Below are 22,469 nucleotides of genomic sequence, written 5' to 3' on the forward strand. Positions count from 1 at the left end.
CCCGGTTTTCAGTTTCCTACACAAGCATACGGAAAAATGCGGTTCTCCAAGATTTCGAGCAGGCTCTAAGGAATTCACCATGCAACCCGACAGCCACGACCATTACGGCAGCGTTAGCCGTTTTTTACACTGGGCATGGCGCTTGCTTTTGCGCTGATGTTTCTGATGGGGCTCACCTGAAGCTGAACAAAAAAAGCGGGCTTCTGCCCGCTTTTCATTTGAAAAATCAGTAGTACCAAGTACGAATTGGCCCGGAATCCACGTGAATGAAATTGGAGCCGCGATACAGACCGATGCCACCCGCGTTGAGGCGTTGTGCCATCGCGCGCAGTTGGCGCGAGGTATAGCCCTGAATGGAGATGTCAGCCGCTTGCGCTTTCATGTGATAGCTCTGTTTGCCGACGTTTTTGGAGCGGCGCGCCAGCATGGAGTTGGTCGCCGGTGAGCGGTAGCCGCTATGCAGTTCGATGGTGGAGCTGTTGCCGACGTTGCTTTGCATATAGTGCAGGATGTTGAGCAGGTCGATATCAACGGTGACGATTTGGTTTTGGCGGAAGTCGCGGAAGAAGTTGCTGATTTCGTCCATGGCCGGCTGGATGTAGCCGTATTCCGGTGTCCAGAACACCGCGCGGATGCTTTCACCGGTGTGCGGATTGAACATTTTGATCATGCGCTCGCGGCGGGTGGCGGCGCGCGCCCAGTCCACAGGCGCCAAAAGACCCGCAGTCACAATCGCAGCGGTTTTGATGAAGGTGCGACGGGAGTTGCGGGTGCAGCAGGGGCAATCAACGCCATGTTCAAAATCGGCAAACGTGACCGCCCGTTCGGATTCAGGTTTTTTGAAAAACATAAAATGTCCGTGGTTTCGTGTTTGAAGTGCGAAATATAACGGAATTGCAATCTTTATGCAATATTTCGCGACGCGAAATGCGGAAATCTTTGATGACGGAGAGAAAGAAATAGTGGTGGCTACGCCCTGACTCGAACAGGGGACCCCATCATTATGAGTGATGTGCTCTAACCAACTGAGCTACGTAGCCACGGGAATTTGAGGCGCGCGATTATGCCGACGCCATGTATTACTGTCAAGCAAATCGCGGAATAAATTTATGGCGCGCGCGAATTGTTGTTCTATTGCGACAATCGGGTTGCAACATTACCACAGCGGCGCGGCAAAATTACCGCCGCGTTATAATGCGCGCCTTTTTTATGAGCGGAGAACCATTGTGGATGTCAGCGAAATCCTTGCGGGATTAAATGAACGCCAGCGCGAAGCCGTCACCCATCCGGCGCGCGCCTTGCGGGTGATTGCCGGGGCGGGCAGCGGCAAGACGCGCGTGCTGGTGCAGCGGATGCAATGGCTGATGGCGGTCGATGGCGTCTCGCCCTACGGCCTGCTCGCGCTGACCTTCACCAACAAGGCGGCGCGCGAAATGCGGCAACGGCTGGAAGCGGCGTTGCAGCGGCCAATGGGGCAATTGTGGATGGGTACCTTTCACGGCATCTGCCACCGCATCCTGCGCCGCCACGCGCCGCTGATGCAGTGGCCGGAGCAGTTCATCATCATGGACAGCGACGACCAGCTGCGGCTGGTGAAGCGGATGATGCGCGCGCGGCAGTGGGACGAAGCGGTGATGAAGCCGAAAAACATGGTCTGGCAAATCAATGCTTACAAAGAAGAAGGCCTGCGCGCCGAAGCCGTGCCGCCGACGCCGCATCCGGGCGAGCTTGCCGTGCGCGAGTTCTACCACGACTACGAAAAACTCTGCCGCCAGCAGGGCACGATGGACTTCGCTGAACTGCTCCTGCTCACCGTCGAACTCTTCACCCACCACCCCGACGTGCTGCAACACTACCAGCAGCGCTTCCACAGCGTGCTGGTGGACGAATTTCAGGACACCAACGCGCTGCAATACCGCCTGGTGCAGCAGCTTTGCGCGGGCGGGGCGCAACTGTTCGTTGTTGGTGACGATGACCAGTCCATCTACGGCTGGCGCGGCGCGCGCGTGGAAAACATCCTGCAACTCGAACGCGACTTCCCGGCGCTCGCCACCATCCGCCTCGAACAAAACTACCGCTCGACGCAAACCATCCTTGACGCCGCCAACGCCGTCATCGCGCAAAACCAGAACCGCCTCGGCAAAACCCTGTGGAGCGACGGCGCCCGCGGCGCGGCGGTGCGCATCTACCCCGCCATCAACGAAATGGACGAAGCGCGCTACATCTGCGAACAAATCCAGCGCTGGCACGCGGACGGTGGCCGCTACAGCGAAAGCGCCATCCTCTACCGTTCCAACGCCCAGTCGCGCGTCTTTGAAGAAATGCTGCTGCAACACCGCCTGCCCTACCGCGTCTATGGCGGCCTGCGCTTCTTTGAACGCGCCGAAATCAAGGACGCGCTCGCCTACCTCCGCCTCGTCCGCTACCGCGACGACGACGGCGCGGTGGAGCGCATCATCAACACCCCGCCGCGCGGCATCGGCCAAAAAACCCTGACCGACCTGCGCCAACTCGCGCAACAGGCGGGCGTGCCGCTGTGGCACGTCCTCACCGACGACGCACAAATCGCCCGTCACTTCAGCGTCCGCGCGCGCAACGCCCTGCGCGAATTTACCCTGCTCATCGAACAAATCGCCGCCAAACTCGCCACCGAACCCTCGCTGAAAAAAGCGCTGGAAACCGTCGTCCACGACACGGGGCTCTACGCCGCCCTCGAAACAGAAGGCAGCGAACAGGCCGAAGCGCGGCGCGAAAACCTGGACGAACTCATCAACGCCGGCAGCTACATCGACCTCAGCACCGATCCGGCGAGCGACCGCATCATGGACTTCCTCGCCGATGCCGCCTTGGACGCGGGCGACGGCCAGGCCGAAGAAGGTAGCGACAGCATCCAGCTCATGACCCTGCACAGCGCCAAAGGCCTGGAATTTCCGAACGTCTATATCGTCGGCATGGAAGAAGGCCTGTTCCCGACGCAACGCGCTATCGAAAGCCCGGACAAACTCGAAGAAGAGCGGCGCCTCGCCTACGTCGGCATGACCCGTGCCGAACGCGAACTCACCCTCTGCTTCGCCGAACGCCGCCGCTTCCAGGGACAAGAAAACTACCCGCAACCCTCGCGCTTCATCCACGAAATCCCGGAAGAGCTCACCGAAGCTGTGCGGCCGATGGTCTATAACGGCATCAACAAAATGCGGCACAAAACCCCCGCCGTCAGCGCTAACAGCCCTGCCCTGCCCTACAACCTCGGCGACAGCGTCCGCCACCGCAAATTCGGCGAAGGCTGCGTGATGGCACTCGAAGGCAACGGCGAACACCTGCGCGCCCTCATCAACTTCCGCGACGCGGGCGAAAAATGGCTGGTACTGGCCTATGCCAAACTGGAAAAAATCTGAACCATGCACGACACGACGTCCCCCGCCATCCTCATCTTCGATCTCGAAACCGACCGCGACAGCGGCGCACTGCTGCAAATCGGCGCGCTGCGCAGCGACAACGGCGCGCGTTACGAAAGCCCCATCCTGCACGACGACACCGCCCGCACCACCGCCATCGCCGCGCTGGAAGCCCTCGCCGCGGGCGCGCAATACCTGATGGGGCACAACATCCTCGCGCACGACCTGCCCGTGTTGCACCAATACGCGCCCGCCTCGCCGCTGCATGACCTGCCCGTCATTGACACCCTGCGCCTCTCGCCGCTGGCATTCCCGCAAAACCCCTATCACCGCCTGCTCAAGGACTACAAAATCGTCCGCACGGGCAAAAACTCACCACTGGCAGACTGCGAAGCCTGCCTGAGGCTCTTTCACGACCAAAGCGCCGCCTTCAGCAAACTGCGACAAGAAGCCCCCGAAACCTTTGCCCTCTACCGCCAACTCTTCGGCACCCTGCCGTACCACGAAAACGGCACCCTGCAACTCGCCAAAGCGCACGCCCTGCCGCCTGCCGACCTGCCCGATGCCATTACCCGCCTGCTGCAAGACGAAGACGGCCTGCGCGTCTGCCAGATGCAGCTCACCGCCCTGCTCCAACAAACCCTGCCGGACAACAGCACCCACATCCCGCTCGCCTACACCTTCTCCTGGCTGAAAGTCTCCGGCGGCAACTCCGTCCTTGCGCCGTGGGTGCGGCAGCAATTTCCCGCGAGCGCCCAATACATTGACGCATTACGCAACCACGACTGCGGCGACCCCGCCTGCCACTACTGCCAAACCACCCACAACCCGCGCCACCAGCTCAAACGCTACTTTGGCTTCGACCGCTTCCGCGCCATCGAACACATCGAAGGCGGACAAGAAGCCATCGTCCGCGCGGGCATGGCGGGCGAAAACGTGCTGACCGTCCTCGCGACCGGCGGCGGCAAATCCATCTGCTTCCAGCTGCCCGCCCTCAACCGCTACCACCGCAACGGCGGCCTCACCATCGTCATCTGCCCGCTGCAATCGCTGATGATGGACCAGGTCACAAACCTGCAAGACCACGGCATCAGCGGCGTCGATACCCTGAACGGTATGCGCAGCATCACCGAACGCGCCGACATCCTCGACCGTGTCGCCCTGGGCGACATCGGCATCCTCTTCGTTGCCCCGGAACAATTCCGCAACACCAGCTTCCTCACCGCCATCAAACAGCGGCAAATCAACGGATTCGTCTTCGACGAAGCACACTGCCTCTCCAAATGGGGACACGACTTCCGCCCCGACTACCGCTACGCCGCCAAATACATCAAAGAACACCACAGCGGCAACCTGCCCGCCATCAGCTGCTTCACCGCCACTGCCAAACCGGACGTACTGGACGAAATCCGCACCCACTTCGCCGAGACCCTCGGCATCACCTTCCACGAATTTCTCGGCGGTCACGAACGCGACAACCTCGCCTACGAAGTCCTGCAAACCGCCCACGGCGAAAAAAAACACCGCATCCACGAATTGCTGCAACGCGAACTCGGCCACCAGGACGGCGGCGCCGTCGTCTTCGTCGCCCGCCGCAAAAGCGCCGAAACCATCAGCGAATACCTCAAACAACAAAACTGGGCGTGCGCGCACTACCACGCCGGACTGGGCGCCAACGAAAAAGCCGACATCCAGCAGCGCTTTATCGACGGCGAGCTGCGCGTCATCGTCGCCACCAACGCCTTCGGCATGGGCGTGGACAAAAAAGACGTGCGCGCGGTCATCCACGCCGAAATCCCCGGCTCACTCGAAAACTACCAGCAAGAGGCGGGACGCGCCGGACGCGACCAGCAGCACGCCCACTGCATCCTCCTCTACGACCCGCACGACATTGACACCCAGTTCACCCTCAACAAACACAACCAGCTGGAGCGGCGCGACCTGCAACACATCTGGAAAAAACTGCGCAACATGGACAACAGCCACCGCGACGGACACAACCTCATCGTCACCAGCGGCGAACTCCTGCGCGGCAGCAGCGGCTACATGAGCTTCGATGACGACGACCGCGCGGCGGACACCAAAACCAAAACCGCACTCGCCTGGCTGGAGCGCGCCGAACTGCTGGCGCGCAGCGAAAACCAGACCCGCATCTACCCCTCGCGCTCCGGCAAACTGACGCTGGAACAGGCACTCGCCAAAATCCGGCACGACAGCGGCCTGTCACAGCGCAAACAGGACCTCTACAGCACCGTCGCCGAAATCGTCTATCGCGCCGAAGACGACAAACCCCTTGGCACCGACGAACTCATCAAACAAACCGGCGCCACCTACACCGAAATCCACGGCATCCTCAAGGCGCTTGAAGCACTGGACATCCTCACCAACGACACCCGCATCACCGTCATCCTGCGCGTCGGCATCAGCGACCACGCCGGCGTGCGCCTCGAACGCCTGCTGCGGCGCGAACAGGCACTCTGGCAAAAACTGCAAGAACTCGTCCCGGACGCCGCCCTCGGCGAATGGCAACGGCTGCCGCTGTCGCCACTATGCCAACAACTCAAAGACACCCTGGACGGCGATGACCACGAACACAACAAAACAGGGAAAACCGACGCCCCCGTCCCGGCCGACCTGAAAAAACTGCTGTTCAGCCTCGCTGCGGACAAAGACGCCATCAACCACTCCGGCGGCAGCCTCGACCTGCGCGACATGGGCAACGACCTGCTACAACTGCGCTTCAAAAACCCGAAAGACGACTGGGACGACCTCATCACCCGCAGCGAACTGCGGTGCACCCTCTGCACCCACATCGTGCCATACCTGATCCAGAAAGCCGGGAAAGTGCGCAGCAAAGACGCCCTGGCCGAAACCAGCTACGGCGAACTCCTCGAACAATTCAACAAAAACCAAAACACCGCCGCCATCCCTGCCGAAAAACGCGAAGCACTACTCAACCAGGCATTACTCTACCTGCACAAACAGGACGTCATCCGCTTGAACCACGGCATGACCATCCTGCGCCACGCGATGACCATCCACCTCAACGAAACCAACCTGCACAAGGATTACCTCAAAAACGACTTTACCCAGCTGGCGCGCTACTACATCAGCAAACGCCTGCAAATCCACGCCATGCGCGAATACGCGGTCAAAGCACTCGAAAAAATCACCCTCGGCCTCGAACTCGTCAAAGACTACTTCCACGACAAAGAAAGCGACTTCTACAACAAATGGTTCAAAGGGCGGGAAGCCGAACTCAAAGAAGACATCTCCCCCGCCACCCTGAAAAAAATCACCGGCGCACTCAACCCCGTCCAGCACGCCATCGTCACCGACAAAAGCGACCACAACCACCTCATCCTCGCCGGCCCCGGCTCCGGCAAAACCCGTGTCATCGTCCATCGCGTCGCCTGGCTGGTGCGAGCGCGACACAGCGACCCGGCGGGCATCATCGTCCTCGCCTACAACCGCCACGCCGCGCGCGAAATCAAAAAAAGACTGTACGACCTCATCGGTGGCATCGCCGCCGCCATCACTGTCCTCACCTACGACGGCATGGCGATGCGCCTGCTCGGCGTCCGCATCACCGGCAAAGAAGACGTGCCCAAAGCGCAATTCCAACAATGGTGCGAAGAAGCGACCGCAATGCTCAACAACAGCGACAACGACACCGAAACCGGCATGGACGACACCCGCGACAAACTCCTCGCCGGTTTCCGCCACATCCTCGTGGACGAATACCAGGACATCAGCGAAACCCACTACAACCTCGTCAGCGCCCTCGCCGGGCGCAGCCGCCAGGACGACAACGACAAACTCACCCTGCTTGCCGTTGGCGACGACGACCAAAACATCTACAGCTGGAACGGCAGCAGCAGCAATACCTGGATCGAGCGCTTCTGCAACGACTATCACGTCGCTCGCCCCGACTACCTCACCCAAAACTACCGCAGCAGCGCGCACATCATCGCCGCCGCCAACGCCGTCATCGCCACCCTCCCCGACCGCCTGAAACAAAACCAGCCCATCACCATCAACGACGAACGCCGGGACGACCCGCCCGGCGGCGACTGGCGCGAAAAAGACCCGGAACGGCAAGGCAAAGTGCGCATCATCCGCCTGCCCGATGGCAGCAACCATAACCGGCAAACACAAGCCATCTGGGCAGAAATCCAGCGCCTGCGGGAAAAAGACCCTGCCATCGAATGGAAGAATATTGCCATACTGGTACGAAACAATGATCAGCTAAAAACCTTGCAGACATTATGCGAGAACCAAAAAATCCCCTATTCCGTCAGTTGCTACAAAAACAGCCAAACCGCCCTGCACAAACTGCGACAAATCGTACGGCTGAAAGAAGCCATTATCGCCTGCAAAGAACCACTTGCCGCACGGGACATCAAAACACTGCTGGAACAACAACAAACAGATTCCCGCTGGCGCGAATACCTCAATACCCTGTTTCAGGATTTCTGCGATGAACACGGCGAATACCTGAGCCATGACACAACAGAAGATAACAGCCCGGCACAGTACCAACCCGATTACCTGAAAAAATGGCTGGATGACTACCTGATCGAGCTCAAAAAACTGCGCAGCAGCGGCATATACCTCGGCACCATCCATTCCGCCAAAGGCCTTGAATTCAAACACGTCTTCCTGCCGGACAGCGGCTGGACAAACAACGCGGAAGAATGCCGCCTCTACTACGCCGGCATGACCCGCGCCATAGAAACACTCACCCTGATACAGGCCTGCCCGCAGCATCCTTACATTGCCGCCTTGCCCGAAGAAAACACAGACAAAACAGAACAACACTTTGCCGAAGACATAACCCTGCACACCGAATACAGAACTTTGACTCTGGAAGAAATAGATCTTGGTTTTTCCGCATGGGATGAATATATAAAAAAGAATAGTCAAAATACACCACAACTAAAAAATATCCACGAAAAATTACGGACAATTGCCTGCCTTGACGTAGGAATGCCATTACAAGTCCGCGACAATCATGGCATCCTGGAATTTCTCCATAACGACATCGTCGTGGCGCGCACCTCAAAAAGCGCCAAAAAAACCATGCCACCAGGCGAATTACAGGCCGTCGTGGCAGAACTGGTGGTTCGCTACAAAACCGAAGAAAGCGAACAATACCTTTACCGCTATCCCGACAAAATCGAAAAATGGACCGTCGTCGTGCCGCAACTCATCATCCCCGGTACCCCGCAACACCCCCGCCACCAACCCACCACATGAAAACCGCCGCCCTCCCCCTCCTCCTCGCGCTCCTCCTTCTCCACCCTGCCCTCGCCGCACCCGACCTCATCCTTGCCGAAAACTGGCAGGGGCAGGACGTCCGCGGCTGGGCAATGAGCGAAAAACTCGACGGCGTGCGCGCTTACTGGGACGGCCAGCAACTCCTCAGCCGTGCCGGCTACCCCTTCCGCCCGCCCGCCGGATTCCTCGCCGACTACCCGCCGTGGCCGCTGGACGGCGAACTCTATCGCGGCCGCGGCCAGTTTGAAGCCACCTCCGCCGCCGTGCGCGCCGTGGACGGCGACTGGCGCGGCATCAACCTGCACGTCTTCGACGTCCCGCAAGCCACGGGCGACCTGTACCAGCGCCTCGCCACCCTTGAAACCTGGCTGCGCGAACACCCGCAGGCGCGCATCCGCCTCATCGCGCAAACCCCGGTCAAAAACCGCGAACACATCACCAGCACGCTGAAAACCATCGAACAACAGGGCGGCGAAGGACTGATGCTGCGCGAGCCGAACCGGCCCTACCACGGCGGCCGCAGCCCGTACCTGCTCAAAGTCAAAAGCGCGCCGGACGCCGAATGCACCGTCGTCGCCCACCACCCCGGCAAAGACAAACACGCGGGCCGCCTCGGCGCCATCACCTGCGAAAACGAACATGGCCGCTTCCGCATCGGCTCCGGCTTTACCAACGCCGAACGCGCCCACCCGCCCGCCATCGGCAGCACCATCACCTACCGCTACCGCGGCTTTACCCGCAAAGGCACGCCGCGCTTCGCCACCTACCTGCGCCCGCGCAGCGACACCCCGCCCGCACCATGACCCCCGCCACCTGCCACGCCATCCTTGCCGCTCCCGACTGGCGCCCCGAAAGCGCCTTGCCACCGCCCGCCGTGCGCGACTGGCTGCTGCACCGCGGCTCACTCACCGCCCGCCTGCGCCAGCACGGCACCCTCACCGTCCACATCGAAAAAGAAAGCTGGAACGACGACGACCCGCCCGCCTGGCAGCGCGACGTCTGGCTTGCCGTGAACCGCAGCCGCTGGCTGTACGCCGAAACCCGCATCCCGCGCGACAGCCACGTCGCCCGCCCGCTACAAACCGCAGGCGCGCGCCCCATCGGCGACTGGCTCTACACACAACACCCGCAGCGCGTCAGCCTACACTGGCGGCACGACCCGGCGACAGGCCTTTACGCACGCAAAACCACGCTGCTGGTTCACGGCGAACCGCTGCACATCGCCGAACTCTTCCTCGCCGCCTTTCCCTGGCCGTGAACCCGCCAAATCCGCTACACTTCCCGCCCTACCCCATCGCCCCGACACACCATGAACCACGCCGCGCACACCCCGATGATGCAACAATACCTCGGCATCAAAAAAGACTACCCGGACACCCTCGTCTTCTACCGCATGGGCGACTTCTACGAACTCTTCTTTGACGACGCGCGGCGCGGCGGCGAACTGCTCGGCATCAGCGTTACCACGCGCGGCCAAAGCGCGGGCAAACCTATCCCGATGGCGGGCGTACCCGTACACGCCATCGACAACTACATCGCCAAACTCGTCAAACAAGGACAAACCGCCGTCATCTGCGAACAAATCGGCGACCCGGCGCTCGCCAAAGGCCCGGTTGAGCGCGCCGTCACCCGCATCATCACCCCCGGCACCCTCACCGACGAAGCCTTGCTCGATGAAGCGAGCGACAACATCCTCCTCTGCCTCGCGCCAACTGGTGAGCACTACCACCTCGCCTGGGCGGACATCAGCAGCGCGCGCTACCACCTCAGCGAAACCCTGACCCTGGACGCGCTCAAAAGCGAAATCGAGCGCCTGCGCCCGGCGGAAATCCTCATCCCGGACAGCGCCCGCCTGCCCGACCTCGGTAGCAACAAACGCCCGCGCCGCCAGCCCGACTGGTACTTCGACGCCGACAGCGCCCTGAACCTCCTCCTCCAGCACTACCAGACGAAAACCCTGAACGGCTACGGCATCGCCGACGACGACCCCGCCATCCGCCCCGCCGGCTGCCTCTTGCAATACCTCTACGACACCCACAAACAAACCCTGCCGCCGCTTGCGCCGCCGCAGCGCGAAAACCGCGACGACAGCCTCACCATCGACGCCGCCAGCCGCCGCAACCTCGAACTCGAATACACCCTCGGCGGCGACGCCAAACGCAGCCTCATCGGCAGCATCAACCACTGCCAAACCCCGGCGGGCAGCCGCAACCTCAAACGCTGGATAAACCGCCCGCTGCGCGACCACGACGCGATTGCCACCCGCCACGACGCCGTCGCCGCCCTGCTTGCCAGCAATGAGCGCGACGCCCTGCGCGAATCACTGCGCCACAGCGCCGACATCGAGCGCATCACCACCCGCATCGCCCTCGGCAGCGCCCGCCCGCGCGAACTGGCGCAACTGCGCGACACCCTGAACCGCTGCCCCGACATCGCCGCGCTGCTTGCCGCCGCCGCACAAAAATCCGCCCTGCTCGCCGCGCATCACCCGGCATTACTCGCCCTTGCCCCCGTCGCCGAACACCTGACGCGCGCGCTGGTCGAAAGCCCGCCGCTCACCACCAAAGACGGCGGTATCATCGCCCCCGGCTACGACGCCGAACTCGACCGCCTCAACCAACTTGCGCACGACAGCCACAGCATCCTCGCCGAGCTGGAGACCGCCGAAAAACAAAAAAGCGGCCTCAACAACCTCAAAATGGGCTACAACAACATCCACGGCTACTACATCGAAATCCCGCGCAGCCAAAGCGAACAAGCGCCTGCGCACTGGATACGCCGGCAAACCCTGAAAAACAGCGAACGCTACATCACCGACGAACTCAAAACCCTCGAAGACCAAGTACTGAACGCGCGCGACCAGGCTTTGGCACTCGAAAAACAACACTACGACGCCCTCCTTGCCGCGCTTGACCAGCACCGCGACGCCCTCTACCGCTGCGCCCGCGCGCTGGCAGAAACCGATACCCTCGCCGCCTACGCCCACCTTGCCGACAAAAACCACTACCAGCGCCCGACCCTACACGCCGAACCCCTGCTGCACATCGAACAAGGCCGCCACCCCGTGGTCGAACAACACCTGGACGAGCCCTTCATCGCCAACGACCTTGAACTCAACAAACGCCGCCAACTGCACATCATCACCGGCCCCAACATGGGCGGCAAAAGCACCTATATGCGCCAGGCAGCACTCATCCTCATCCTCGCCTGCGCGGGCAGCTACGTCCCGGCAAAAAGCGCGCGCATCGGCGACCTGCACCGCATCTACACCCGCATCGGCGCCAGCGACGACCTCGCCGGTGGCCGTTCCACCTTCATGGTGGAAATGACCGAAACTGCGAACATCCTCAACAACGCCGATGCGCACAGCCTGGTCATCATGGACGAAGTCGGACGCGGCACCGGCACCTACGACGGCCTGTCGCTCGCCTGGGCGGCCGCCGAACGCCTCGCCAGCCAAAACCACGCGCTGACCCTGTTTGCCACCCACTACTTCGAGCTGACCGAACTCGCCGAGACCCACAAAAACATCAAAAACGTTCATCTCGCGGCGGTAGAGCACCACGACAACATCATCTTCATGCACCACGTCGAAGAAGGCGCGGCGAGCAAAAGCTACGGCCTGCAAGTGGCGCGGCTTGCGGGCGTGCCGCTGGACACCATCCACGCCGCCACCGCCAAACTGCGCCAACTCGAAACCCGGCGCGACCACGGCAGCCCGCGCCTCAAACAAAACGAACTGCTGCCGCTGGAGCCACCCGCGCCACAACCCGCCGCCCCCGACCCCAAACTGCAAGCGCTCGCCGAAGAAATCAAACTCACCAACCCGGACGAACTCACCCCGCGCGCCGCCCACGAACTCATCTACCGCTGGAAACAGCAACTACAAAACCCGAAAAAGTAGGGGCGGTTAGCGAGGAACGAGCGTAACCGCCCGCCAACATCAAAACGGGCGGTTACGCACTGCGTGCTAACCGCCCTACGACCATCACCCCGTCCCGGTTGCCCGCAGCACAACCCGGCGACCATCCAACCGCTGCACCACTCCAACCAACATAACAAAAGGAGTCCACCATGCCGGAATACAAGAAATGCCCCTACTGCGCCGAAGAAATCCTCGCGGAAGCAAAAAAATGCCGCTATTGCGGCGAATTTCTCGATGCCGAACTGGCACAAGAAAAACAGGAACAAAAATACAAAGTGGCAGAAACTTCCCTCCCCAATATGAATACGGTGGAATGCCCCAATTGCCATAACAAAGTAATCCCCTCTGTCCATAAAGCATCACCTTTTTTCTTTCCTCAAGGACGATATGCAATAAGCCAACATCTTTGCCCCAATTGCGGCTATGTTATTTTTAACAAGGGTGGCGAAATATCTCCAATTGGAATCATCATAATCGTCCTTTTAATAATATTCATAATTATCGGCCTAAACGCATTATCATCCCTGTAACAACGGACAGTACGAAATAAATCGTGAAAACGTCGGGCATAAATGCCCGACCTACGAAAGCGGAAACAACAACTGCAAGCCGGGAAAATCCCGCCGAACCGCCCCCTCCCCCTGTGGGGGAGGGCTGGGGTGGGGTTTTCCCACATACCTCGCTGTTTCATAGCCATAGCCGCCATCGGCACAACAACACAAACCCGACACCCGCAGGAGCAACCCACATGAACACCATCAGCAGCCATGACCTCCAGAAAAACCTCGCCAAAGCCAAACAACTGGCAGACCGCGAACCTGTCCTGATTACCGGCCAGAACGAAGCCACCTACATCCTGATGAGCTATGCGTCATACCAACAATTGCGCCAGCACGGCAAAACCAATGCCGAGCGGGTCGGTATGCGCGCAGAACGTGCGTAGGGTGTGTGGCGGCGTAGCCGACACGCACGCGGGAATTTGACATCGGCAAACGCGTGCGTGCCTGCGGCACACACCCTACAATCTAATGATGTAGCTCACAAAATCGTCGCCACGCAACCGCATTGGATTGGGCGTGTTTACGGCTGAATGGTAAACAGGCTTTAACCAAACCTGCTAATGAAATCATCATGTTATGGCCAATTGTGAACAGCGCCTAAGGGCTGTTTACAATTGAAAAATCCCCCTCCTCCGCAGGGCGAAACCCGCAGCGGGCGGGTTCCGTGCGTAGGGTGTGTGGCGGCGTAGCCGACACGCACGCGGGAATTTGACATCGGCAAACGCGTGCGTGCCTGCGGCACACACCCTACAAACTAATGATGTAGCTCACAAAATCGTCGCCACGCAACCACATTGGTTTGGGCGTGTTTACGGCTGAATGGTAAACAGTCCTTAACCAAACCTGCGAATGAAGTCATCATGTTATGGCCAATTGTGAACAGCGCCTAGCCCTTACCCCCAATCCCTCTCTCACAGAGCGATTGGGGGTGATGGCAACAATCAATTGAAAAATCGGAATTTCGGCTTATCAATAATATCGCTCACCCCCTCCCCGGCCCTCCCCCGCTGCGGGCTTCGCCCTGCAGGGGAGGGAGATTTTTCAATTGTAAACAGCCCATAACCCAACCTACCCCCCAACCCAAGGAACCCCACCATGCAACACCCCGACAACCTCGTCTGGATTGACCTCGAAATGACCGGCCTCGACCCGCAAACCGACCACATCCTCGAAATCGCCACCCTCGTCACCGACGCGCAGCTCAACCTCCTCGCCGAAGGCCCGGTGATTGCCATCCACCAGAGCGCAGAAATCCTCGACAACCTCGACGACTGGAACCGCCAGCACCACGGCAAAAGCGGCCTGCTGGAGCGCTGCCGCGCGAGTGCCATCGGCACCCGAGAGGCAGAAGCGGCGACCCTCGCCTTCATCCGCCAGTACGTCCCGGCGAAAAAATCCCCGCTCTGCGGCAACAGCATCTGTCAGGACCGCCGTTTCATGGCACGCCTCATGCCCGAACTGGAAGACTACTTTCACTACCGCAACCTTGACGTCTCCACCCTGAAAGAGCTGGTGCGCCGCTGGTACCCGCAGCACACCTTCGTCAAAAACACGACACATCAGGCACTTGCCGACATCCAGGACTCCATCAACGAACTGCGCCATTACCGCCAAACCATATTTCGCGCATAGACCAAACAGAAAAACAAAACATCAAACAAAAAACAAACAGAAAAACTTGAAAACCCGCGTGCGCGCGCCAATAATAGCCGCCCCACAAACACGGAGAACCCCACCATGACAAACTACACCTTCGCCCCCCTGCCCTACCCCGCAGACGCACTGGAGCCGGTCATCGACAAAACCACGATGGAAATCCACCACGGCCGCCACCACAAGGCCTATTTCGACAACTTCACCGCTGCCATCAAGGACAGCCCGCTTGCCAATGAAACGCTGGAAGCCATCTTCGCGAATATCAGCAAACACCCGGCAGCGGTGCGCAACAACGGCGGCGGCTACTACAACCACAATCTCTACTGGAACGTGATGAGCCCGAACGGCGGCGGCGCGCCGCAAGGCGAGCTGCTGGACGCCATCAACGCCGCCTTTGGCAGCTTTGACGCCTTCAAAACCGCCTTCAAGGACGCGGGCATCAAACAGTTCGGCTCCGGCTGGGCATGGCTGATTGTCGGCAAGGACGGCAAACTGGCGATTACCAGCACCCCGAACCAGGACAACCCGCTGATGGACACCGCCGCCGTGCAGGGCACGCCGATTCTCGGCTGCGACGTCTGGGAGCACGCCTACTACCTCCACTACCAGAACAAACGCCCGGATTATCTGGAAGCGTGGTGGAACGTGGTGAACTGGCCGTATGTCGCCGACCTTTACCGCCAGGCCAAAGCCTGATACGAGAAAACCGCCGCAAGGCGGTTTTTTTATGCACTGTTGGCGCAGGCACGAAAAAGGGCTGCATTTGCAGCCCTTTTTTTGGTCGTGGTGGACTCAGTCGTCGCGTTTGGCGCCGAAGCTGCCGCGCAGTTGCTGGCGGCTGTCGTGGAAAACGCCGCCCAGTTCGCGCGCGTTGTTACCGTAGAAGTGGCCGCTGCTGCTGACGGTGCCGTCGCTGTAGAACTGGTTGCCGCGAATGCGGGCGTCGATGTAAACCGGATCGAAGCGGATGTCGCTGTCGCGGTCGGCGCTGATGCGTCCGCTGACGGTACGGTTGCCGAAATTGACGTTGAAATCGGCATTGGCGACTTCGGCTGTGCCGTCGCGACCGACAACGGCTTCACCGTCGTAGCGGGCGCTGCCGCTGGTCGGCATATTTTCGGTAAACGCGCCCTGGCTGAAGACGTAGTCGGTGCCGCCGTGGGTAATGTAACCGAAGCGGCTGTTACGGTAGCCGTGGCCACTGACGAGGAAGTTTTTGTAGCTGACGCCGTTAACCGTCGTGCCGTTACGCGCCTTGATGTGCGGCACGCCGCTGGTGACGATGCCGATTTGGCGCGACGGCAGGCGTTTGCCGTCAACGTTCAGGGTATCGAGGTTGTTGCTGTTCAGCGTTTGCAGGTCGCGGCTGTCGGTGCGGTTGCGACTGTTGGCGACGACGTAACTGTCGCCGTGGTAACTGCGACGGGCATCGTAATCGCGGTCATCGCGGCGGTGGGTGTCGCGGTCCGGGTCGGACGGCAGGCGGTCTTTGTCTTTGTCATCACCACCACAGGCGGTGAGTAACAACGCGGTAATCATGGCGAATGCAACGGTTTGTTTTTTCACGGGACGTCTCCTGATAAGTTGGCAATGTCGTTGCGCTGCGACAACGGCGTCATTATCCCGCTTGCAACATGAAAGTTTTATGGCGCGATGGATTACGGTTATGAAAAAAGGGTCGCGAGGCGACCCTTGGTGTGGCAAACGCAGCTTTTAGTTGCTGCTGGTGCTGGTGCGCACTGCGCCAAAGCTGCCGGAGAGTGTTTGCGTGCTGTCCTGGAAGATACCGCCGAGTTCGCGGGCGTTGTCGCCGTAGAAGCTGCCGGTACTGCGGACGGCGGTGTTGCTCTTGGTGCTGAAGCTGTTGCCGTTGATGTCCGCCGCGATGTTGATCGGGTTAAAGTCAATCTGGCCGTTGGCGTTTTTGGTAATGCTGCCGGTGAGCGTTTTTTCGCCGAAATTGGCGCTGAAGTTGGCCAGCGCGGTATCAGCGACGGCGGCACGACCAACGGCTGCGGCGCCGCTGTATTTAGCAACGCCCGCTGTCGGCATATTCGCCGTCGGTGCGCCCTGGCTGAAGATGTAGTCTTCGTTGCCGTCGTTGATGTAGCCGAATTTTTGGTTTTGGTAGATGGTGCCGCTGACGACGAACAGTTTGTAGCTTTTGCCATCAACGGTGCTGTTTTGCATTCGGAGCATATTGCCGGCGCGGATGTTGGCGATTTCCAGCGGTAGTTGTTTGCCGTTGATGTTGAGTACGTTGAGCTTGTCGCTGCCAACGCTTTGCGCGTCAGCGAGACCGTTCGGCTGTTTGCCCAGCGGTACAACGAATGCCTTGCCCTGGAACTGCCCGACGGCTTTGTCCTTGTTCTGCTGGCCACCCTGATTAACCGGCGGCGGGATGAGCTGGCTGCTGCCGTCGTTGTTTTTGCCGGAATCGTTCGGCGCAGACGGGGTGTTGTCGTTTTTGCCGGGGGCGGTCGGCGGATTGTTGCCGCCGTTATTCGGCTTGCCCGGATCAACGGCAGGATTGTCGTTGCTGTCGCTGCCGCCGCAAGCGGTGAGCAGCAGGGTGGCGATGGTCAGTCCAAGTGCGTGTTTTTTCATGTGATGTCTCCATTGGAATGCGGATGTCGTCGCAGCGCGACAACGGCGGCATTATGGCGGGGCGGGCGGTGAAAATCCATGAAAGTCTGTTCAATGCGTTCTCCGCGCATAAAAAAGGCTGCGCGAACGCAACCTTTGCATGGTGTTTTCGGTAAGGCCTCTCACTCGGCGCGGATGGCACCAAAACTGCCACCGAGGCTTTGTGAGCTGTCGTGCAGCACGCCGCCCAGTTCGCGTGCATTGTCGCCATAGAAGTAGCCGGTACTTTGTACGGCGCCATCGCCGGTGCTGAAGCTGTTGCCGTTGATGGTCGCGTTGAACTTGATCGGGTTGAAGGCGACGCGGCTGTTTTGCAGCGGGGTGATGTCCGCGCTCAGGGTTTTCTGGCCGAAATCGGCGGTGAAATTGGCCGGTGCCGGGCCAACCGCACCGCCTTTGCCCAGCACGGCGATACCGGCGTAGCGCACGCTGCCGCTGCTCGGCATATTCGCCGTCGGCAGCCCCTGGCTGAAGATGTAGTCTTCGTTGCCGTCGTTGATATAGCCGAATTTGCTGTTTCTGTAGTTGGTGCCGCTGGCATAGAACAGTTTGTAGCTCTTGCCGTTGTAGTTGAGGTTGCCGTTAATCTGGGTCAGGCTGCCCGCGATGACGCCGGGGATTTGCAGCGCGACCTGTTTGCCGTTGGCATTGAGTACGGCAAGGGCATCACTGCCGACGTTTTTTGCTTCATTGATGCTGCCGGGCTGGCTGCCACTGGCAACGACAAATGCCTTGCCGCGATAAGCGCCCGTCACCTGGTTGTCCGGGGCTTTCGGGTCGCTCGGCGAATCACTGCCACCGCCACCGCCGCAAGCGCTGACCAGGATGAGGGTTGCAATACCAAGTCCGAGGGTGTGTGTTTTCATGTCATGCTCCATGTTGTGAAATGTTGTCGCATGGTTGCGACGGCAGGCATTATGCCGGGCGGGAAGCAGCTTTGCCACATTTGCGGCATTACCGCCCGCGCAGCACCGCCCGCAGCGCCAGCATCAACACGAACCCGGCGGACTGGCAGAGGACGATGCTGGCGCCAGTCGAGGCATCCAGATGGTAGCTTAAGAGGACGCCGCCGCAGGTGGCCGCCACCGACAGTATTACCGCGACAATGAGGGTATGGTGGAAGCGGCGGGTCACAAGCTGCGCGCTGACGCCGGGGGCGATGAGCATGGCAACGACAAGGATGACGCCGACCGCCTGCATCGCGCCGATGGCGGTCAGGGTCAGCATGACCAGCAGGCTGGTGCGCAGCACGGGGACGTTCAGCCCGGCGAGGCGGGCTTGGGCTTCGTCGAAGGTGTAGAGCAGGTAGTCGCGCCATTTGACGGCAAGCACGGCGAGCACGGCGGCGCAGATGGCGATGACTTGCCAGCGCTGGCCGGGCGTCATGCCGAGCAGGTTGCCAAAGAGGATGTGGGTGAGGTGCTGGTCGGTGCCGCTTTTTTGGTAGAGGAGGAAGCCTGCGGCAAAGAGGGTGGCGAAGGTGATGCCGAGCAGGGTGTCGCTTTTCAGGGTGCTGCGCGCTTCCAGCCAGCCGGTGACGAGGGTGCAGGTGAGGCCTGCGGCGAAGGCGCCGAGGATGAGCGGCAGGCCGAGGCTGTCGGCGATGACGATGCCGGGGAGGACGGCGTGCGAGATGGCGTCGCCCATCAGCGCCCAGCCTTTGTGGACGATGTAGCAGGAGAGCAGGGCGCAGGTGACGGCGAGCAGCAGGGCGATGGCGAGCGCTTGCTGCATGAAGGGGTATTGCAGGGCTTCAAGGACGGGATTCATGGCGCAGGTGGGCGAGGTGTTGCAGGCGGCGGACGGCGAAGACGGCGAGGAACAGGCCGCCTTGCAGGACGACGATGACCGCGCCGGTGATGCTGTCGAGAAAGTAGCTGGCGTAGGTGCCGATGACGGCGGTACTGACGCCGATGATAAAGGCGGTAATCAGCACTTTGCCGAAGCTGCGGCAGAGGAGGAAGGCGGTCGCGCCGGGGGTAATCAGCAGGGCGATGACCAGTATCGCGCCGACGGTTTGTAATGCTGCGACGACGGCAGCGCTGACCAGCAGGAAGAATGTCCAGCGCAGGCGGGCGACGGGCAGTCCTGCGGTAACAGCCTGGATGTCATCGAAAAAGTAGAGCATCAGGTCGCGCCATTTGGCGGCGAGGATGGCGAGCGAGACGGCGCAGATGGCGAGCATTTGCCAGAGGTCGCGGTCGTCGATGCCGAGGATGTTGCCGTAGATGACCGCTTGCAGGTTGATGCCGGTCGGGTAGCGGGAAATGATGAACAGCCCGGCGGCAAAGAAGGTGGTGAAGACGAGGCCAATGATGGCGTCTTGCCGCAGCATCGGCAGGCGTTTCAGCACGAGCATCGCGCTAGCTGCGAGGATGCCGGTGGTGAAGGCGCCGAGGGCGTAGGGTAGTTTCCACAGGTAGGCGAGCGCGACGCCGGGGACGACCGCGTGCGAGAGCGCGTCTCCTATCAGCGACCAGCCCTTGAGCATGAGATAGACGGAGAGCAGCGCGCAGACGCCGCCGACCGCCGCCGCGCTAATCAGCGCCTTGACCATGAAACCATATTGCAGGGGTTCGAGCAGGGCGGTCATGGCTGGCTGCTCCTGTCGCCGACGAAAACGGCGGGGTGTTCGTCGTCGCTGACGATGCGCACTTGTGGCGCGACTTCGCCGAGGCCGATGTTTTTCAGCACGCTGCCGAAGGCGCGCTCCAGATTATCAACGGTGTAGATGTCATGAATGTCGCCGTGGGCGATCAGTTCGCGGTTAATCAGCACCACTTCGTTGCAATACTGCGGCACCGCGCCGAGGTTGTGGGTAGAGACCAGAATCAGATAGCCCTCGTCGCGCAGGGTTTTCAGCAGCTCCATCACCGCAAATTCCGTCTTCGCATCGACCCCGGTAAACGGTTCATCGAGCAGGATAATGCGGCTTTGCTGCGCCAGCGCGCGGGCGAGGAATACCCGCTTTTTCTGCCCGCCGGAAAGCGCGCCGATTTGCCGCGCCGCCAAATCGCTGATGCCGAGGCGTTCCATCGCGGCGGCAACCGCCTCGCGATCGGGCGCCTGCGGACGGCGCAGCATTCCCATGTGGCCGTAGCGCCCCAGCATCACCACATCTTTCACCAAAATCGGGAAATGCCAGTCGATATTCTCGCTTTGCGGCACATAGGCAATGCCGTTCTGCCGCATCGCCTGCGCCACCGGCAGGCCATTGACGCGGACGCTGCCGGACTGCGGGCGGATGATGCCCATGATAGTGTTGAACAGCGTCGATTTGCCGGAGCCGTTCACGCCGACAAGAGCGCAAACGGTGCGCCCTTGCAGGGAAAAACTGACATCGCGGATAGCCTGATGGCCGTTCGGATAAGTGACGCTGACGTGCGCAACGTCAAGCGTAATCGCGTCAGTGCTGGAAGCCATTGATCACCGTGTCGGTCGTGACTTTGAGCAAATCCAGATACGTCGGCACCGGGCCGTCGGCGGCAGAAAGCGAATCCACATAAAGCACGCCGCCGTATTTCGCGCCACTCTCCTTCGCCACCTGCTTCGCCGGTTTGTCGGAAATCGTGCTTTCGCTGAAAACGACCGGAATCTTGTTGGCGCGCACCGTCTCAATCAGCGCGCTGACCTGCTGCGGCGTGCCTTGCTGCTCGGCATTAATCGGCCACAAATAGGCTTCCTTGAAACCCAAATCGCGGGCGAGATAACTGAACGCGCCCTCGCTCGAAACCAGCCAGCGCTGCTCCGGCGGGATTTTCGCCACTTCCTCCTTCAACTTCGCATCCATCGCTTCCAGCTTGGCGAGATAAGCGGCGGCGTTCTTGTGATAATTGTCGGCGTGCGCCGGGTCATGCTTGGCGAGCGCCGCCTCAATATTCTTCACATAAATCTTGGCATTACTGACCGACATCCACGCGTGCGGATTCGGCTTGCCATCGTACTCGCCGCCATGAATGGACATCGGCTCGACGCCTTCGGTAACGACCACGGACGGCACATCCTTCACATTGGCGAAGAAACGCTCAAACCAACGCTCCAGATTCAGCCCGTTCCAGAGCACCAAATCGGCCTGCTGCGCCTTGACCAAATCCTGCGGCGTCGGCTCATAGTCGTGGATTTCCGCGCCGGGCTTGGTGATGGAGAGTACCGTGGCGTCATCACCGGCGACATTCTGCGCCATATCGGCGATAACGGTGAACGTCGTCACCACCGTGAACGGCTTGCCGTCTGCCGCGAACAGCGGCGAAGCGACACAAAAAAGCAGGGAAAAGAGCAGATTTTTCATGATTTACCTCAAAATGTGTGTGAAAGGGTTGGCGGGATCCCGGAGCGCATCATACGCCGACGGTTTTCGGCTTTCAAATGAGAATGTCTGTTATTTGCGTAAAATACTGTATCGCAGAAAATTATCCTGGCACGCTGATTCCACGCGGAAATTCCCGCCAATCGGCGCGTTCCGCGCGCAAGCCATTGCAGAGAAGGACGCGGGCGCGTTCCAGTTGCCCGTCGCCACACAAAAACACATCCAGCGCGGCAAAACCATGCTCCGGCCAGGTGTGAATGCTGAGATGCGACTCGGCGAGCAGCAGCACGCCGGTGACGCCCATGCCGTCGCCGAAATGATGAAAATGCGCGGCGAGCGTGGTTGCGCCTGCGGCGTCGGCCGCGCGCTGGAGCAATGCCTGCAACGCGGACGTATCGGCAAGCAGGGCGGCATCGCAGCCGTAGAGGTCAAGCAGGGCGTGATTGCCGGGGGCGTAGGTCATGGGTAAAGCCATTTACATTAAGGGTAGCGACTATTGTGTATGTATAACGGGTAAAGCGGTGGCGTTATTTATGCCAACTGCCGCTGCTGTAGCCACCGCCGCCGCTGCCGAAGAAGCCGCCGCTGTGGCTGCGTGTGCCACCAGTGCTTTCGAGGTTGCTCATGCCGTAGTTGATGATGGTGCAGAAAATCAGCACGCTGGCGACGATGGTGTAGTAGGTGTTGCGTTTCATCCGGGG

The 22,469-nt window shown here is 60.3% G+C and carries 20 protein-coding genes and 1 tRNA gene; 10 read left to right on the top strand and 11 right to left on the bottom strand.

Going from position 1 to position 22,469, the window contains the following annotated elements; genetic code table 11:
* Positions 1-233 (top strand): hypothetical protein (locus ACO54Z_RS00855; protein ID WP_485995316.1); only part of this gene is annotated, 233 nt, incomplete at its 5' end.
* Here the strand turns inward: ACO54Z_RS00855 and ACO54Z_RS00860 are convergent.
* A complete protein-coding gene (locus tag ACO54Z_RS00860) occupies positions 227-850 on the bottom strand; it encodes a YcbK family protein (protein ID WP_298080658.1) in 624 nt (207 codons plus the stop codon). The two genes, ACO54Z_RS00855 and ACO54Z_RS00860, sit on opposite strands and share 7 nt — an antisense overlap.
* A 113-nt stretch (positions 851-963) precedes the next feature.
* Positions 964-1,040 (bottom strand) — tRNA-Met (locus ACO54Z_RS00865).
* 186 nt (positions 1,041-1,226) lie between these two features.
* Between ACO54Z_RS00865 and uvrD the strand changes: the two genes are divergently transcribed.
* The 9 genes from uvrD to ACO54Z_RS00910 all read left to right on the top strand — a co-directional run bounded on the left by uvrD (position 1,227) and on the right by ACO54Z_RS00910 (position 15,512).
* Positions 1,227-3,395 carry a DNA helicase II gene (gene uvrD, locus ACO54Z_RS00870; protein WP_485995317.1) on the top strand — a complete coding sequence of 723 codons (2,169 nt, stop codon included), beginning with the start codon at positions 1,227-1,229 and terminating at the stop codon, positions 3,393-3,395.
* 3 nt (positions 3,396-3,398) lie between these two features.
* The gene (locus tag ACO54Z_RS00875) at positions 3,399-8,654 is read left to right on the top strand and encodes a RecQ family ATP-dependent DNA helicase (protein WP_485995318.1); all 5,256 of its coding nucleotides are present in this window, start codon (positions 3,399-3,401) and stop codon (positions 8,652-8,654) included.
* Positions 8,651-9,478 carry a DNA ligase gene (locus ACO54Z_RS00880; RefSeq protein ID WP_485995319.1) on the top strand — a complete coding sequence of 276 codons (828 nt, stop codon included), beginning with the start codon at positions 8,651-8,653 and terminating at the stop codon, positions 9,476-9,478. Before ACO54Z_RS00875 ends, ACO54Z_RS00880 begins: the two co-directional genes overlap by 4 nt.
* A complete protein-coding gene (locus ACO54Z_RS00885) occupies positions 9,475-9,933 on the top strand; it encodes a chorismate--pyruvate lyase family protein (protein ID WP_485995320.1) in 459 nt (152 codons plus the stop codon). The genes ACO54Z_RS00880 and ACO54Z_RS00885 overlap by 4 nt, the downstream gene beginning before the upstream one ends.
* Positions 9,934-9,984: 51 nt before the next feature.
* Positions 9,985-12,579: a DNA mismatch repair protein MutS gene (mutS, locus tag ACO54Z_RS00890; RefSeq protein WP_485995321.1), complete on the top strand. Its 2,595-nt coding sequence runs from the start codon at positions 9,985-9,987 to the stop codon at positions 12,577-12,579.
* A gap of 170 nt (positions 12,580-12,749) precedes the next feature.
* Positions 12,750-13,130 carry a hypothetical protein gene (locus tag ACO54Z_RS00895; protein ID WP_485995322.1) on the top strand — a complete coding sequence of 127 codons (381 nt, stop codon included), beginning with the start codon at positions 12,750-12,752 and terminating at the stop codon, positions 13,128-13,130.
* 218 nt (positions 13,131-13,348) lie between these two features.
* Entirely contained in the window at positions 13,349-13,543 is a 195-nt protein-coding gene (locus ACO54Z_RS00900) for a type II toxin-antitoxin system Phd/YefM family antitoxin (RefSeq protein ID WP_485995323.1), read from the top strand.
* A gap of 712 nt (positions 13,544-14,255) precedes the next feature.
* Positions 14,256-14,792 carry an oligoribonuclease gene (gene orn / locus ACO54Z_RS00905; protein WP_485995324.1) on the top strand — a complete coding sequence of 179 codons (537 nt, stop codon included), beginning with the start codon at positions 14,256-14,258 and terminating at the stop codon, positions 14,790-14,792.
* Between the two features lie 105 nt (positions 14,793-14,897).
* A complete protein-coding gene (locus ACO54Z_RS00910) occupies positions 14,898-15,512 on the top strand; it encodes a superoxide dismutase (RefSeq protein ID WP_485995325.1) in 615 nt (204 codons plus the stop codon).
* A 96-nt stretch (positions 15,513-15,608) separates the two neighbouring features.
* Here the strand turns inward: ACO54Z_RS00910 and ACO54Z_RS00915 are convergent, their stop codons facing one another.
* The 9 genes from ACO54Z_RS00915 to ACO54Z_RS00955 all read right to left on the bottom strand — a co-directional run bounded on the left by ACO54Z_RS00915 (position 15,609) and on the right by ACO54Z_RS00955 (position 22,463).
* Positions 15,609-16,382, bottom strand: coding sequence for a transferrin-binding protein-like solute binding protein (locus tag ACO54Z_RS00915; protein ID WP_298081460.1), 774 nt, complete (start codon positions 16,380-16,382; stop codon positions 15,609-15,611).
* A 147-nt stretch (positions 16,383-16,529) separates the two neighbouring features.
* The gene (locus ACO54Z_RS00920) at positions 16,530-17,423 is read right to left on the bottom strand and encodes a Slam-dependent surface lipoprotein (protein WP_485995326.1); all 894 of its coding nucleotides are present in this window, start codon (positions 17,421-17,423) and stop codon (positions 16,530-16,532) included.
* A 161-nt stretch (positions 17,424-17,584) separates the two neighbouring features.
* The gene (locus tag ACO54Z_RS00925) at positions 17,585-18,328 is read right to left on the bottom strand and encodes a transferrin-binding protein-like solute binding protein (protein ID WP_298081457.1); all 744 of its coding nucleotides are present in this window, start codon (positions 18,326-18,328) and stop codon (positions 17,585-17,587) included.
* A gap of 88 nt (positions 18,329-18,416) precedes the next feature.
* Positions 18,417-19,232 carry a metal ABC transporter permease gene (locus tag ACO54Z_RS00930; RefSeq protein ID WP_485995327.1) on the bottom strand — a complete coding sequence of 272 codons (816 nt, stop codon included), beginning with the start codon at positions 19,230-19,232 and terminating at the stop codon, positions 18,417-18,419.
* Complete coding sequence (locus ACO54Z_RS00935; RefSeq protein WP_485995328.1) at positions 19,216-20,055, bottom strand: metal ABC transporter permease; 840 nt, start codon at positions 20,053-20,055, stop codon at positions 19,216-19,218. Before ACO54Z_RS00935 ends, ACO54Z_RS00930 begins: the two co-directional genes overlap by 17 nt.
* On the bottom strand, positions 20,052-20,885 hold the full coding sequence (locus tag ACO54Z_RS00940; RefSeq protein ID WP_485995329.1) for a metal ABC transporter ATP-binding protein: 834 nt from the start codon (positions 20,883-20,885) through the stop codon (positions 20,052-20,054). Before ACO54Z_RS00940 ends, ACO54Z_RS00935 begins: the two co-directional genes overlap by 4 nt.
* The gene (locus tag ACO54Z_RS00945; protein WP_485995330.1) at positions 20,869-21,750 is read right to left on the bottom strand and encodes a metal ABC transporter substrate-binding protein; all 882 of its coding nucleotides are present in this window, start codon (positions 21,748-21,750) and stop codon (positions 20,869-20,871) included. Before ACO54Z_RS00945 ends, ACO54Z_RS00940 begins: the two co-directional genes overlap by 17 nt.
* 121 nt (positions 21,751-21,871) lie before the next feature.
* Positions 21,872-22,231, bottom strand: a complete 360-nt coding sequence (speD, locus tag ACO54Z_RS00950; protein ID WP_485995331.1) for an adenosylmethionine decarboxylase — start codon at positions 22,229-22,231, stop codon at positions 21,872-21,874.
* A 64-nt stretch (positions 22,232-22,295) separates the two neighbouring features.
* Positions 22,296-22,463 (bottom strand): hypothetical protein, encoded by a 168-nt coding sequence (locus ACO54Z_RS00955; protein WP_485995332.1) that lies wholly within the window; start codon positions 22,461-22,463, stop codon positions 22,296-22,298.
* Positions 22,464-22,469 lie beyond the last annotated feature (6 nt).

The organism is Cardiobacterium sp. (assembly GCF_057314735.1).